Here is a 14,426-nt window from a genome sequence, read left to right on the forward strand (position 1 = left end):
ATGACGGCTCGCTTCGCTTGCCAGTCGACCGTTTCAACCTCGAAAACGGGTCGGCTGACGGCGACTGTCACATTCCTCGACAACACCAATGCTGGGATTGGCACCTACCTGAAATTGACGACAGGTGCTCAATTGATCGGGTACACATTCAACCGAACCACGGGCTCACCCGTGGCCCCTACAGCATCAACCACGTTCCCGTCCTGCGACGGGACAGCACCCAGTCAGCCCAGCAACGGCATCATCACCCTGTTTTCGAACTTCAACGTGACTGGACCGGCCTCGTTCGGAACTCAAGATTACTTCCTGAACTTCTGCGTGCGAATCCCCGCCACTGCTGCCGGGGTGGGGACCTACGTGGGCAAGCTGCAGCTCGCTACGTCCGGCACCATCACCAGTGGAGGAGGCAGTTTTCAGGCCACGACCAACGCGAATGCCTTGGTCATGACGGCCACGGTTCCCACCAACTGCACGATCGGGACACTGACGGACCCGTCCTTCGAATACACCTCGTTCACCACAACCGACAGCACTTTTTTCAAGCAGTTGACGACGGTATCTTGCAATTCGGGTTCGTGGACCATCGACATCCGCGACAGCGGCGCCACAGCGGTGACAACCCCTCTGACGGGGAGCGTCAGAGGGGTCCAGTACGCGCTGGGTCTGTCCAACAGCTCCACAGTACCCGTCTCAGGGTTGAGTGCCGTGTACCCGAACACCGGTACGGGACAGACGCAGACTGCGCCGCTGAACCTGCAGCTGGGCGTCCAGACGGCGTGCCTGATCGACAAGCCGATCGACAGCCTGACAGTGAGCTACACCTCGTTCCAGCCGAACGCCGTCACGGCGTCGGTACCGGTACTGGTGCGGTGCAACGCCAACACACCGTGGACCGCCGGCCTTCAGGGGCCGGCCGCACCGACTGCACCGCCTGTGACCTCTCTGAACAGCCAGAGCCTGCTGGGACTGACCTATTCGCTGCAGGTGACGCCGGCTTCAGGCACGGGCCTGGGCAACATCAACAACGGCCAGCAGACGGTGACCATCGGGCTGAACCTGCCGGGCGGGCAGGGTGGCCGCTGTGCAACCGGGAGCTGCACCGCCTCGGCCACGCACACGCTGGTGATCACCTACTGAGGCGGCAGCGCCCCGCCCCGGGGCCACAGCACCCACATCTGCAGTGGCTGCTTGAGGGCGGCAGCCAGGGTGTAGGCGTCGCCCTGCTGGTCGCCCCAGCCGGTGAACAGGTCGGCCCTCACTGCGCCGACGATGGCGCCCCCGGTGTCCTGGGCCATGACCAGCCGGGCGGTGTTGAGCGTGGGGCCTTGGGTGGCCAGCCACACCGGCGTGCCGTAGGGAATGCTCTGCGGATCGACCGCGATGGAGCGACCCGGGGTGAGCGGCACGCCCTGTGCACCGCGGGGGCCGAAGCGGCCGTCCAGATCGCTCAGCGCCTCCTCGCGGAAGAACACGGTGCGCGGGTTGGCCCACAGCATCTCGTTGAGGCGGCCCGGGTTCTGCGCCACCCAGGCCTTGATGGATTCCCACGAGGCTTCTCGGATGGCGCCCTGGTCGAGCAGCCAGCGGCCCACGCTCTGGTAGGGCTGGCCATTGTGGGCGGCAAAGGCCAGGCGCACGGTGCGTTCGGTGCCGTCCACCTCGCGCACCAGCAGCCGGCCGGAGCCCTGGATCTGCAGGATGAGCGCGTCGATGGGGTCGGCCAGCCAGGCAATGGCCCGGCCGGCCAGGGCCGCCTGGGCGGCCGGCAGGGTGTCGATCTGCTGCCGGCTATACCAGACCTGGCCGCTCTGCAGGCCGGCCGGCGGCGCATGCAGTGGCACCCGGAACACCGGCGTGGGCACCCGGCTGGCGCGCAGGATGGGCTCGTAGTAGCCGGTGAGCAGGCCATCGGGCAGGCGGCCGTCGGCCTCGGTCACGCGGTAGGGCTGAAAGCGGCTCATCACCCAGGCGGCCTGTTCGGCCGGGGTGGCGATGCTGCGCTGGCGCACCTCGGCGCACAGGGCGGCATGGCCCGCCACCGGCCGTTCGCAGCCGCGCACCCAGGCGTTCCACACCTCGTGCAGGCCGTCGTTGCCCCAGCCGGGCAGCTCGGACCAGCGCACCGGCACCCAGCGGCTCTTGCTGCGCTGCACCGGCGGCGGCAGGGGAGCGGTGTCGGAAGGGGCGACCACCGGGGGCAGCGCCTGCGCGGGAGGGCCGGCAGGGGCTGGCGCGGTGGTGACGCCCGGCGAGAAGGCACACGACGCCAGCAGGAAGCACAGGCTTCCTAGAATGCCGGCCATGACCTTGCTGTTGCTCGAAGCGCTCGGCGCGCTGCTGTTGCTCATCTTCATCGTGTGGTGGACCATGTTCTCGGGCCGCCGCAAAGGCGAACTGCCGGAATCGGTGGAAGCGGAAAAACAGGCCGCGGCCCGCCAGCAGGAACCACCTGCCAGCGGCGACGGCCCGGGGGATGGATCCGCGCCGCGCTGATCACGTTCCCCGCAGGACATTGGCCAGTTCCACGGCCGACTTCACGCCCATCTTGTCGAACACGCGGGAGCGGTGGACCTCCACCGTGCGCACGCTGATCTGGAGCTGGTCGGCCACGAGCTTGTTGGGCAGCCCGGCCACCACCAGGTCCATGACGTCGCGCTCGCGCTCGGTCAGGCTGTCCAGGCGCTGCTGCAGATCGCGCTGCACCCGGCGCCGGGCGATCACCTCGGCCGACCGGGCCAGTGCCTGCTCGACCCGGTCGACCAGGGCGTTGTCGGAAAACGGCTTCTCGCAGAAGTCGAAGGCACCGCGCTTGACCGCCGCCACCGCGGTGGGCACGTCGGCGTGGCCGGAGAGGAAGATCACCGGCAGGGCCGGCTGCCAGGGCAGGGCCAGCAGCTGCTCGAACAGGGCCAGCCCGCTCATGCCGGGCATGCGCACATCGAGCAGCAGGCAGCTGGGCACCTGGGGCTCCTGGGTGGCCGCCGGACTGGCCAGAAAGGCCTCGGCGCTGTCGTAGGCATCGCTGACCAGCCGCCGGGTGCGCAGCAGCCAGGCCAGGGCTTCACGGACGCCGGCATCGTCGTCGACGAGGTGGATGCGGGCATCGGGGAAGGGGGTCATGGCGCGATGATAGGTGAGCCCTGCCCGCCCGACGCGACCGCCGCCACCGGCAACCGGAAGCGGAAACAGGTGCCGCGCGGCGCCACCGGCTCGAAGCTCAGACCACTGCCGTGCTGCTCGATGACGGTGCGGCACAGGCTCAGCCCCAGGCCCATGCCCTCGGCCTTGGTGGTGAAGAACGGCGTGCCCAGGTGCTGGCGGACTTCGTCGCTCAGACCCTGGCCGTGGTCGGTGACCTCGAAGGCCACCCAGGCCGGATCGGCGTCGGACACGGCCGCAATCCGCAGCCGGCGCAGACCGCTGTCCATGGGCGGATCCCCCGGCGGCATGGCCTGCATGCCGTTGCGCGCCAGATTGAGCAGCACCTGCTCGATCATGGTGCGGTCGCACTGCACGGCCGGCAGCGCGGGGTCGACGGCCACCTGCAGCCGGATGCCGTCCTTCTTGGCCTGCAGCACCAGCAGGGGCTGGATGGCCGAGACCAGGCTGATCGGGGCCACGGCCTCGCGCACCTGGTCGCGCCGGCGCACGAAGTCGGCCACGCTCTTGATGACGCGCCCGGCCCGGTCGGCCTGCTCGGCAATGCGCTCGATGACACGGCGCAGATCGGCCGGCGGCAGGGGCTCGGCACCGTCGTCGCTCAGCATGTTCAGCGTGCCGTTGGCGTAGCTGGCAATCGCCGCCAGCGGCTGGTTGAGCTCGTGGCTGATGAGCGAGGCCATCTCGCCCACCGTGGCCAGGCGGGCGGTGGCCTGCAGCCGCTCCTGCGAGGCGCGGTTGAGGTCTTCGACCCGGCGCTGCTCGGTGAGATCGAGCACCGCGCTCATGTAGCCGGTCTGCTGCCCCTGGGCATCGATCAGCGGGGCTTCGATGATGAGCACCGGCACCCGCGTGCCGTCGGTGCGCTGGAAGACCGATTCGAAGCCCTCGCGCGGCAGCGTCTTGCCGGCCAGCCGAACCGCCTGGCGCTGCTGGTACTCGTCCACCAGGTCGGGCGGCCACCAGGGTGCCGGCAGGCCGGTGCCCACCAGCTCTTCCGAGGTGCGGCCCACCAGCTGGCAGAACGCCGGGTTCACATAGGTGATGCGGCCGTTCATGTCGCGTGCGCGCAGACCGGTGACCAGCGAATCCTCCATGGCCTTGCGGAAGGCCAGCGCCTCGGCCAGGTCCTGTTCGGCGCGCTGCCGGCGCCGGATGTCCCGCCCGAGCAGCGCCAGCACCGCCAGCAGCGCCAGGCACAGGGCGCCCACCACGGCGGTCAGCACATTGGGGAACAGACCCAGCGCACGCCGCTGGGCCTCGAGCTGCAGGATGAGCGTGTGGCCGGGCAGGTCCAGCACCGCCACCGAGCGCAGGTTGCGGCGCCCGCCCTGCAGGCTGCTGAGCACGGCCAGGCGGGTGCCGTCGGCGTCGTTGAAGGCCAGGCCCCGGTTGCGCAGCAGGTCGCGGTTGGTGAGCTCGGACAGCAGACCGCCGAGCGAGTAGGTGGCCACCAGTGCACCGGCCGGCTCGCCCGCCTGGAACAGCGGCAGGCACATCTCGATGAGCTCCATGCCGGTGCCTTCGCGCATGGGCCAGAAATAGCTGCGCGAATACGCCGGTCCGGACAGGCGCTGGGCGTTGTCGCAGGCCAGCCGCACCTCGGGCTGGGTCTGGGTGCGGGGCATGAAGCCGAACACCGGTCGCAGGTAGGGTGTGTCGGCCTGGGCCAGGATGCGGCCGTCACGACCGGCCGCGCGCCACTCGATGCGCACCAGCTCGCGGTGCAGCGAGAGCACGCCGGAGGCGCGGGCCGTCCAGGCTTCAGGGGCGAGCGGCGTCACATGCAACGACTGCAGCGTCTGCACGTTGCGCAGCAGGGCGCTGCGGATGTCGCTGGCCAGGGCGGCCGCGTCCTGGTCCAGTTCGGCCTGGTCGCTGGCTTCTTCGTATTCGGCGGCCAGGAACACCAGCACCGTGAGCAGCATGCCCACCAGCAGCAGCAGCACGGCCCACAGGAGCCAGCGCGGGGACTTGACCTGAAACGCCACCGGTGGCTCGGTGCGTCAGAGCCGGCGGTGCTGCAGCGACGGCAACTGGGTGCGCACCGACTGCAGGAAACCGCGGTCGATGTCGGCCAGCACCACCCCCGGCCCTTCGGCCTGCAGGGCCATGATCTGGCCCCAGGGGTCGATGACCATGCTGTGGCCCCAGGTGCGCCGGCCGTTCTCGTGGATGCCACCCTGGGCGCTGGCAATCACGTAGGCCTGGTTCTCGATGGCGCGGGCCCGCAGCAGCACCTCCCAGTGGGCCTGGCCGGTGGTGTGGGTGAAGGCCGCCGGCATGAGCAGCACGTCGGCCGCCAGGGTGCGGTAGAGCTCGGCAAAGCGCATGTCGTAGCAGATGCTCTGGCCCACGCGCCAGACCTCGCCGGCCCGGCTGATGCAGTCGAAGGCGGTGGGCGTGTCGCCGGCCTTGAGCACGGCCGCCTCGTCGTAGCGCTCGCGGCCGTTGTCGTAGCGGAACAGGTGGATCTTGTCGTAGCGGCTGACCGCTTTGCCGCGCGGGTCGTAGACCATGGAGGCATTGGCCGCATGCGACGGGTCGTCGGTGGCCATGGGCAGGGTGCCGCCCACCAGCCACAGCTTGAGGTCGCGGGCGGTGTCGCTCAGGAAGTCCTGCACCTTGCCCAGGCCGGGGGTTTCGGCCAGCACCAGCTTGTCTTCGTCGCGCGCGCCCATGAAGCAGAAGTACTCCGGCAGCACGGCCAGTTCGGCCCCGGCGGCGGCGGCCTGGCGCAGCAGGCGCAGCGCTTCGCTGAGGTTGTGGTCCAGGCCGATGCCCGAGACCATCTGGATGGCAGCAACTCTCATGGTGGTTCTCCCTCTGGGTACCGGCCGGAGCTTACTGCAGCGGGGTGGCCGGCTCGGCGGGCTGCGCTGCTGCAGAGCGCTCGACCTTCTGGACCTGGGGGTCGGCCCAGCTGCCGGTGACCCGGAACTCCTGGGTGGTGACCGTGCGCAGCGGCTGGCGCAGCACCAGCTGGGCCAGCAGGGTACCGATGCCCACCACCGGGTTGACCGTGGCGGCCAGCAGCGACGCGGCACCGGCATTGATCTCGGGCACCACGAACACCTGCAGGTCCTGGGTCTCGCGCACCAGATCGGCCGAGCCCTCCATCAGCACCGCCGCGTTGACCCCCTTCATCTGCAGGTTGCGTGTGGACAGCACGCCCTGCTCGATCTGGCCCTGACCGCGGAAGAAGTCGAAGGCGAATCCCTGCGAGAAGACATCCCGGAAGTCCAGCGCCAGCCGGCGTGGCAGCGACTGCAGGCTGAGCACCCCCAGCAGGCGACCGGCACCGGGTTCGATCTGCAGGAACTGGCCGCGCTCGATGTCCACCGACACCTGGCCCGACAGGGTGGAGATGTCCGGCGACAGCGGCGAGCCGATCCAGCCCACATTGCCTTCGAGCCGTCCCTGACCACCCCGCACCGTGCCTTCACGGCCCAGGCGGTCGAGCAGGCGGCCGGCATCGTCCACCGCGAGCTGAAAGCCGATGGCGGTGCGGCGCTGGGCGCCTCCGCCCGGGCCGGTGAGCTGCGCGCCGCCGAGCGGTACCCAGTTGCCGCTGGCGGTCAGGCGCGCCTCGGGCAGGGTGGCGGCCAGACGGGTCAGCCGCCACTCGGGCTGGCGCAGGGGTGCGCCGCGGTTGACCGCCTGCAGTTCGATGCGACCCAGCGACCGACCGCCCCAGCGCAGCTCGTCGATGCTCAGGTCCAGCGCCGGCACGCTGGTGGGCTGGTCCAGCAGACGTTCGACGTCGCCGCGCGCCTCCTGGGCCAGCACCAGCCGGCTCAGGCGCGCCGTGACCTGGCCCGGGTTGCGCGGGGTGCCGGGCCGGTAGTCCACGCGCCCGGCCACCTCGTCGGCCTGCACCTGGGCGCGCCACAGGGTGCTGTCGCGGCTGGCATCGATCTGCACCCGCTGCAGCTCCCGGCCACCCACCCGCAGGCGATCGGTGCGCAGTTCCAGCCGGTCCGGCAGCCAGGGGGCCGGGGCATCGGCGGAATCGGTCCCTTCGCCCACGGGCCACACACCACCCAGTGCGGATTGCCAGGCGTCCACGTCGAGCTGCGGCAGGCTCAGGCGCGCCAGCACGCCCTGCTCGGGCAGCGCACCCGGGTCGCCGGCCAGGGCACCGGCGGCCACCACGCCGCGCCGCACGGCCCAGTGCCCCGCCTCGCGCTGGCGCTCCAGACGGGCATCCAGCAGCACGCCGGCCGGCGACTGCCAGCGCAGCGCCAGCCGATCGGCGAGGGCACGGCCCGGCACGGGCGCGGTGGGGCCGGCCACATCGGTCACCGCCAGGTCCAGGCGCAGCGGCCACGGGGCATCGGCCGGCTTGGCCAGCGGCGCAGGCAGCGACAGCGACAGGCCCTGCAGGTTGCTGCTGAACTGCAGCTCGGGTGCACCACCGCGCAGGCCGACCTGCGCGGTGTAGGCCGCCGTGCCGCTGGCCGACTGCGCCAGCTTCGACAACGGACCCAGCCCGGCCGTGCGCAAGGCCTCCGCGCTCAGGCTGCCCTGGCCGCGCAGGGCGAGCCGCGCGCCGCCCTGCGGATCGGGGCGCAGGCCGCCGCTGAAGGACACGTCCCCGCCCAGCAGCCGGGCCTGGGCGGACGGCACGTTGAAACCGGTTTCGCTGAACTCCAGCTGGCCGCGCAGGCGACCCAGCGTCGGCAACGACGGGGCGACCACCAGATCGTTGCCCGCCAGCTTCACCTGGCCCTGCACCCGGGTCGCTGCCGCGTTGTCCAGCGGCACCGTGAGCTGGAAGCGGGTCTGGGCCGTGCCGCTGAGCCGGGCCTCATCGAGCGCTCCCTGCAGCAGGCCGCCCAGGGGTGAGCGCACCACGAAGCCGAGTTGCGCCGGGGCCGGCCCCTGCACATCGGCTTCGGCGGAAAGCACACCGCTGCGGCCCAGACGATCGACGGCCAGTCGGCCCCGCTGGATCTGCACGCCGGGGGCATCCTGCAGCCCGCCGGCCAGCCGGTCGATGCGCAGCGACAGGCGTTCGAGCACCAGGTCGCCGCTCATGCGGCGCAGGCCCGGCCAGGGGCGGGCACCGGCGTCCTGCAGGAACGTCGGCAGGTAGTCCATGTCGAGGCCCTGCAGGCGGGCGCTGATGCGGAAGGTGCCGTCGCCGGCCTCGAACGGCGCGCGGGCCACATCGCCCTGCACCCGGAAGTTCACCGCCGAGCCGCTGCCGGCGCGCACCGACTCGCGCACATACCGGCGGGCCTCGGCGCCCACGGTGAGCGGCAGGTAGCGGTGGACCCGGGTGAGATCGGCCTGCTCCAGGGTCGCGCTCAGATCGAGCACGCCGGGAAACCGCGCCGCCCCCTGCGCACCGGGTGAAGTGTTCCAGCGGGCCTGCAGCGTGCCGCGGGCATCCGGGTTGGCGACCCTGGCGTCGCTGAGTTCGACCTCGATGCGTTCGCCATCGAGCCGCCATCGGGCCTGCGCGTCCAGCCGCGTCAGGGGCAGGCGGGCCTCCTCGAAGACACCGGGCAGCCACAACGCGCCGTCCTGCACCGTCAGGCGCGCCGTGCCCCGGTCCCGCTGCAGGTCGAACTCGATGGTGGCGCCTTCGATGCCAGGACGGCCGATGGGGTGGCCGGACGCCGGGGATCCGGACAGGTCCGGCGCCGCGTCGCCGGCCAGCGCCAGACCCTGCACCAGGCCGCTGGCCTTCAGGCCGGTCAGGTCAGGGCCGCTCCAGCGGGCCTGCAGCGTCTGCACGCGGCCGGCGGGCTGCAGGGTCTGCACCCAGCGGTGCACCGGCGAGGGCAGGGGCAGGCGCTCGGCGAGGGCCGCCACGGCCGCGAGTTCGATGCCGCTGGCCGTGAGTTCGAGCTGATGGACCGGCGCCACGCCGCGCGCCAGCGGACCCGGCGGCAACTGCGCCAGGCTGAAGCGCCCGCCCTCCCAGGCCACGCCCTCGCGGGTGAGGAAACGCAGGTCCTCGCTCCCGACCCGCCAGGACGCATCCGACCACGAAGCCTGCAGCCGCCCCGACAGGTGAGAGAACGCCAGCGGCGGCAGTTCGGTCGCCAGCTGCACGTCCACCGACTGCAGATCGACATCGGCCTGCAGGCCGCTGAACCGCCCGGCGTCCACATCGGCCCACAGCTGAAGCCGGCCCTGGCCAGCCCGCACCAGCAGCCCCGGCCATGCGGGCAGGTGATCCGGCAGGTAGGCCTGCAGACGCTGCACGTCGGCCCGGGGCAGTACCGCGTGCAGTTCGCCGCTCCAGCGCTCCCAGGGCCGGGCACCGGGCGATCGGCCGACCGACAGCAGCGGCTCCCTGAACTGCCCCTGCAGCGTGAACCGACCTCCCCAGTCGGCCGGCGGGGTGGCGTCGATCCGCCAGCGGTGATCCCGGGCGCCGTTGCGCACCACCAGGTCCACCGACGACAGGGCCAGGGGCGGGGCGGGGCGCAGCTCGTCGGTCCAGCGCAGGGTGCCGCCGCGCACCGCGAACTCGGTCTGGTCGAAGAACCAGTCGGCGCCACGGCCGGCATCCAGGGAGCCCGACAGGACCAGACCGGCCACGGAGAGTCGGCCATCGGCGGTCCGGCGCACGTCGAGCTCCGGCCGGTCGATGACGATCTGCTCGAAGCCCAGGCGCCAGAGCGACCGCACCGACACCGATGCCTGGATGCTGGGCAGGACCAGCGCGGCACGGCCCTGGGCATCGAGCAGGCGCACGTCGGACAGCTCGAAGGCCGGCATGAAAGGTGGCAGGCTGAACAGCGTGTCGGGCCGGTTGGTGGCCCGGATCTGGCCGATGGTGACCGGTACCCCCAGGGCTTCGCCGGCCCAGCGCTGCAGCTCGGGGCGCCAGCTGTCGATTCGCGGCACAATCGCCGCGTGAAGGGCCACCCAGGTCAGAAGACCGAACCCCCAGACCGCCACCACCAGCCACAGCAGCCAGCGGGTCGCACGGGCCCACAGCCGCAGGCCCCGGCTGGCGGGTGCATGCGAAGAGAAGACCGCACCGGGCGCCTGGCTACTGTGATTCATGTCCACTGCAAATTATGACGGCCCGTCATCTCCCCGGTTCCCCTCTTGACACCGCTGCGCTGTCAGCGGCTGTAACACCCGTTCGCACCGGGTGCGATGCCGCGCACAGCCGCTTCGTGCAGCGGGTGCGGCGCCGCTACGAAGCGGAGCTGGCCTGCCTGCCCCCGGGCATGCCGCGGCGCGCTGCCATGCAGCAGGCCCTGGAGGCCCTGGTGGAGCGCGGCCATGCCCGGGGTGCCGCGCTGCGGGTGCTGCGCCAGCTGGTGCTGGAGCGGCTGGCGGTGCTGGACTGCGAATGGTCAGCTCCCCTGAGCGACGTGACCCTGGCCGTGACCGAGCTGGCCGAACTGGCGCTGGACGAAGCCTGCGCACTGGCCTTTGCCGATCTCGATGCCCAGCATGGCGCCCCGCTGATGCACGACGGCCGTCGGGCTGCGCTGTGGGTCATCGGCATGGGCAAGCTGGGCGCGCGCGAGCTCAATGTGTCGAGCGACATCGACCTGATCTACGTGTACGAGCAGGACGGCGAGACCGCCGGCAACAGCGAAGGTCGCCAGCGCATCAGCCACCACGAATACTTTGCCAAGGCGGTGCGCCACATCTTCAACACGGTGGGCGAGACCACCGAGCACGGCCAGGTGTTCCGGGTCGATCTGGCCCTGCGGCCCAACGGCAACTCGGGGCCGAGCGCCCTCTCGCTGGGTGCGCTGGAGGAGTACTTCGTGGTGCAGGGGCGGGAGTGGGAACGCTTTGCCTGGCTCAAGAGCCGGGTGATCGCGCCGCGCGCCACCATCGACGGCGGCAGCGCCCAGGCCCTGCGGGGCGTGGTGCTGCCCTTCGTGTTCCGCCGCTACCTCGACTACGGCGTGTTCGAGGCGCTGCGGGCGCTGCACCGGCAGATCCGCGACCATGCCGCCAAGCGCGCGGCCGGTCACCCGGGTCGGGCCAACGACGTCAAGCTCTCGCGCGGCGGCATCCGCGAAATCGAATTCACCGTGCAGCTGCTGCAGGTGGTGCGCGGCGGCCAGTTCCCGGAACTGCGCACCCGCCCCACGCTGGACGCGCTGCAGCGGGTGGCCAAGGCCGGACTGATGCCGGCCACCACGGCACAGGCGCTGGCCGAGGCCTACAGCTTCCTGCGCCGGGTGGAGCACCGCGTCCAGTACCTGGACGACCAGCAGACCCATGTGCTGCCCACGCGCGACGACGACCTGGCCTGGCTGGCCACCAGCATGGGCTACCCCACCGTGGCCGGCTTCCTGCACGCGCTGGACGCACACCGGGAGGTGGTGGCCGAGGAATTCGACATCCTGCTGGGCGGACCGGCCAAGGGCCAGTGCAGCGGCAAGGGCTGCGCCGGCAACCGCGCCGACAGCACGAATCCGGGCACCGACCTGCAGGCGGTGCTGCCCACGCTGCCACGGGAACTGGCCGAGCGGGTGGCGCAGTGGAGCACCCACCCCCGCGTGCTGGCCCTGCGCGAAGACACCCGCAGCCGGCTGGTGCGGCTGGTGCAGCGCACCGGTGCCTGGATCGACGAGGGCCGGGTGAGCGAGCAGGCCGCGCTGCGCATGGCCGACTGGATCGAACCGCTGCTGCGCCGCGAAAGCTATCTGGCCCTGCTGCAGGAACGCCCCTCGGTGCACGAGCGCCTGCTGCGCCTGCTGGGCGCGGCCCGCTGGCCCGCACGCTACCTGCTGCAGCACCCGGGCGTGATCGACGAACTGGCCAGCCAGCAGCTGCTGGCCGAACGGTTCGACCCGGCCCAGTTCGAGGCCGACCTCGAGGACCGCCGCGCCTCTTTGCGGCGCACCGGCGAGGACGACGAGGAGGCCCTGCTCAACCTGCTGCGCCGGGCCCACCATGCCGAGGTGTTCCGCACCCTGGCCCGCGACGTCGAGGGCGTGCTGACGGTCGAACAGGTGGCGGACGACCTGTCCTCGCTGGCCGACACCATGCTGGCGCTCACCGCCCGCTGGTGCTGGCAGCGACTGAAGAACCGGCACCGCGACGAGCCGTCGATGGCGGTCATCGGCTACGGCAAGCTCGGCGGCAAGGAGCTGGGCTACGGCAGCGATCTGGACATCGTCTTCGTGTACGACGACCCGCACGATAACGCGGCCGAGATCTATGCGGCCTTCGTGCGCAAGATGATCAACTGGATGACGGTGAAGACCGGCGAGGGTGACCTCTACGAGATCGACACCGCCCTGCGGCCCAACGGCAACTCCGGACTGCTGGTGACCAGCCTGGACGCTTACGCCCAGTACCAGCAGCAGCGCGGCAGCAACGCGGCCTGGACCTGGGAGCACCAGGCCATGACGCGTGCCCGCTGCGTGCTGGGCAGCCCCGCCATGCACCAGCGCTTCGACCAGATCCGCGAATCGGTCATCACCGCCCCGCGCGAGGCGATCGATCTGGCGCGCGAGATCGTGAGCATGCGCGGCAAGGTGCGTCAGGCCCATCCGGTGCGCGGCGGCGGCTTCGACGTGAAGCACAGCCCGGGCGGCATGGTCGATGTGGAGTTCGTGGTGCAGTACCTGGTTCTGCTGCATGCCACCGCCCACACCGAACTGCGCCTGAACACCGGCAACATCCACCTGCTGCGCCGGGCCGAAGCGGCCGGGCTGCTGCCGCCCGGCATGGGCGCTGCGGCAGCCGACGCCTACCGCGAGCTGAGGCAGGTCCAGCACCGTGCCCGGCTGGACGAGACCACCACCCAGGTGGATCCGGCCAGCACCGAGCACGCGGCGGCGGCGGTGCGCGCCCTGTGGCAGCAGGTGCTGGGCCACGTGGTCCCATGAAGGCCTCGCGCGGCTGGCTGCTGCTGTGCGCCTTGCACGGTGTGGCCAGCATGCTGCTGTGGTGGGCGCGTGAGCCGGCGCTTGCCGCCCTCACCTGGCGTGCCGACGCCTGGGACCGCCAGCCCTGGACGCTGTGGACCCACGCCTGGGTGCACGCGTCGACGCCCGAACTCATCTCGCATCAGGTCGGGCTGGGCATGCTCACCTTGCTGGCCTGGGTGCTGCGTCCGCCCCGCGAAGCCACCGCCGCCTGGCTGCTGTGCTGGCCGCTGGTGCCGCTGTGCCTGCCGCTGTGGCCTCACATCGGCCATGCCAGCGGTCTGTCCGGTGTGCTGCATGCGGGCGTGCTGGTGCTGGCCGTGATGCTCCTGACGCGCCGCATCGCGGTGCCCAAGGCGCGTCGCTGGGGGGCGCTGCTGCTGGTGGCCATGCTGGCCAAGCTGGCGCTGGAGCGGCCGTGGCTCTACCCGGTGGTGTGGGACCCGGGCAATGAAACCTCGGTGGTGCAGGCGGCCCACCTGGTGGGGGCGGCCTGGGGTCTGCTGCTGGGGCTGCTGGCCAGCCTCAGCTGGCGGTGGCCGCGGCCGGCACGGCGAGCGACTTCCGGAACCGGTTGAGTTCCTGCACCGTCTTGAAGCTGCTGTCCATCAGCAGGCTCATGTTGTGCAGGATGCGCTCGACCACCTTGGTCTCCCAGACCGCGTCGAAATGGATCTGGCTGTCCAGCCAGCGCTCCAGCCACTCGGGATCGGGCAGGCGGCTCTGGATGGTGTCGTTGGGGAACAGCGCCTTGTTGACGTGCAGGTTGGTCGGGTGCAGCGCCTGGGCCGTGCGGCGGGCGCTGGCCATCAGCACTCCGACCTTGGCAAAGGCCGACCGGGCCTCGTCGCCGAACTTGGCAATGGCCCGCTTCATGTAGCGCAGGTAGGCGCCGCCATGGCGGGCTTCGTCCTGGCTGAGGGTCTGGTAGATGTGCTTGATGACCGGCTCGGTGTGCCATTCGCTGGCACGGCGGTACCAGTGGTTCAGGCGGATCTCGCCGCAGAAGTGCAGCATGAGGGTTTCCAGCGCGGGGGCCGGGTCGAACTCGAAGCGGATCTGGTGCAGCTCTTCCTCGGTGGGCACCAGCTCGGGCCGGAACCGGCGCAGGTATTCCATGAGCACCAGCGAATGCTTCTGCTCCTCGAAGAACCAGATCGACATGAAGGCCGAGAAATCGGAGTCGTCGCGGTTGTCGCGCAGGAACATCTCGGTGGCCGGCAGCGCAGCCCACTCGGTGATGGCGTTCATCTTGATGGTCTGCGCCTGTTCGTCGGTGAGCAGGCCGGCATCGAAACGGTCCCAGGGGATGTCCTTGTCCATGTCCCAGCGGACCGATTCGAGTTGTTTGAAGAGTTCGGGGTACAGCATGTTCATCCTTCGAAAGCCGCCGCA

Annotated in this window: 10 protein-coding genes; 4 read left to right on the top strand and 6 right to left on the bottom strand. The window is 71.0% G+C overall.

The annotated features are described in order from the left end of the window. Window positions 1–1,137, top strand: coding sequence for a hypothetical protein (locus CAP38_RS15255; protein WP_179188540.1), 1,137 nt, complete (start codon window positions 1–3; stop codon window positions 1,135–1,137). On the opposite strand, the gene CAP38_RS12040 is transcribed toward CAP38_RS15255, so the two are convergent. Continuing rightward, window positions 1,131–2,369 (bottom strand): murein transglycosylase A, encoded by a 1,239-nt coding sequence (locus CAP38_RS12040; protein WP_086121642.1) that lies wholly within the window; start codon window positions 2,367–2,369, stop codon window positions 1,131–1,133. The genes CAP38_RS15255 and CAP38_RS12040 overlap by 7 nt on opposite strands. Between CAP38_RS12040 and CAP38_RS12045 the strand changes: the two genes are divergently transcribed. Further along, window positions 2,302–2,493, top strand: a complete 192-nt coding sequence (locus CAP38_RS12045) for a hypothetical protein (protein ID WP_086121643.1) — start codon at window positions 2,302–2,304, stop codon at window positions 2,491–2,493. The genes CAP38_RS12040 and CAP38_RS12045 overlap by 68 nt on opposite strands. On the opposite strand, the gene CAP38_RS12050 is transcribed toward CAP38_RS12045, so the two are convergent. From CAP38_RS12050 to CAP38_RS12065, 4 genes are read right to left on the bottom strand one after another with little or no spacing between them, the layout of a single operon-like run. After that, window positions 2,494–3,120 carry a response regulator transcription factor gene (locus tag CAP38_RS12050; protein ID WP_086121644.1) on the bottom strand — a complete coding sequence of 209 codons (627 nt, stop codon included), beginning with the start codon at window positions 3,118–3,120 and terminating at the stop codon, window positions 2,494–2,496. Further along, complete coding sequence (locus CAP38_RS12055; protein ID WP_256924439.1) at window positions 3,117–5,150, bottom strand: ATP-binding protein; 2,034 nt, start codon at window positions 5,148–5,150, stop codon at window positions 3,117–3,119. Before CAP38_RS12055 ends, CAP38_RS12050 begins: the two co-directional genes overlap by 4 nt. A gap of 15 nt (window positions 5,151–5,165) precedes the next feature. Further along, window positions 5,166–5,972 (bottom strand): carbon-nitrogen hydrolase family protein, encoded by an 807-nt coding sequence (locus CAP38_RS12060; protein ID WP_086121645.1) that lies wholly within the window; start codon window positions 5,970–5,972, stop codon window positions 5,166–5,168. Between the two features lie 31 nt (window positions 5,973–6,003). Next, window positions 6,004–10,188, bottom strand: coding sequence for a YhdP family protein (locus CAP38_RS12065; RefSeq protein WP_086121646.1), 4,185 nt, complete (start codon window positions 10,186–10,188; stop codon window positions 6,004–6,006). Between the two features lie 14 nt (window positions 10,189–10,202). Between CAP38_RS12065 and glnE the strand changes: the two genes are divergently transcribed. After that, window positions 10,203–12,992, top strand: coding sequence for a bifunctional [glutamate--ammonia ligase]-adenylyl-L-tyrosine phosphorylase/[glutamate--ammonia-ligase] adenylyltransferase (glnE, locus tag CAP38_RS12070; RefSeq protein ID WP_086121647.1), 2,790 nt, complete (start codon window positions 10,203–10,205; stop codon window positions 12,990–12,992). Continuing rightward, window positions 12,989–13,609 carry a hypothetical protein gene (locus tag CAP38_RS12075; protein WP_086121648.1) on the top strand — a complete coding sequence of 207 codons (621 nt, stop codon included), beginning with the start codon at window positions 12,989–12,991 and terminating at the stop codon, window positions 13,607–13,609. The genes glnE and CAP38_RS12075 overlap by 4 nt, the downstream gene beginning before the upstream one ends. On the opposite strand, the gene CAP38_RS12080 is transcribed toward CAP38_RS12075, so the two are convergent. Then, entirely contained in the window at window positions 13,557–14,402 is an 846-nt protein-coding gene (locus CAP38_RS12080; protein WP_086121726.1) for a ferritin, read from the bottom strand. The two genes, CAP38_RS12075 and CAP38_RS12080, sit on opposite strands and share 53 nt — an antisense overlap. Window positions 14,403–14,426 lie beyond the last annotated feature (24 nt).

The organism is Hydrogenophaga sp. IBVHS2 (assembly GCF_002127215.1).
In the GTDB taxonomy this organism is placed as follows: Bacteria; Pseudomonadota; Gammaproteobacteria; order Burkholderiales; family Burkholderiaceae_C; genus Hydrogenophaga.

Coding starts and splice junctions, on each gene's coding strand:
- CAP38_RS15255 (WP_179188540.1), top strand. CDS start 1: ATGACGGCTCGCTTCGCTTGCCAGTCGACCGTTTCAACCTCGAAAACG.
- CAP38_RS12045 (WP_086121643.1), top strand. CDS start 2,302: ATGACCTTGCTGTTGCTCGAAGCGCTCGGCGCGCTGCTGTTGCTCATC.
- CAP38_RS12040 (WP_086121642.1), bottom strand. CDS start 2,369: ATGGTCCACCACACGATGAAGATGAGCAACAGCAGCGCGCCGAGCGCT.
- CAP38_RS12050 (WP_086121644.1), bottom strand. CDS start 3,120: ATGACCCCCTTCCCCGATGCCCGCATCCACCTCGTCGACGACGATGCC.
- CAP38_RS12060 (WP_086121645.1), bottom strand. CDS start 5,972: ATGAGAGTTGCTGCCATCCAGATGGTCTCGGGCATCGGCCTGGACCAC.
- CAP38_RS12065 (WP_086121646.1), bottom strand. CDS start 10,188: ATGAATCACAGTAGCCAGGCGCCCGGTGCGGTCTTCTCTTCGCATGCA.
- glnE (WP_086121647.1), top strand. CDS start 10,203: ATGACGGCCCGTCATCTCCCCGGTTCCCCTCTTGACACCGCTGCGCTG.
- CAP38_RS12075 (WP_086121648.1), top strand. CDS start 12,989: ATGAAGGCCTCGCGCGGCTGGCTGCTGCTGTGCGCCTTGCACGGTGTG.
- CAP38_RS12080 (WP_086121726.1), bottom strand. CDS start 14,402: ATGCTGTACCCCGAACTCTTCAAACAACTCGAATCGGTCCGCTGGGAC.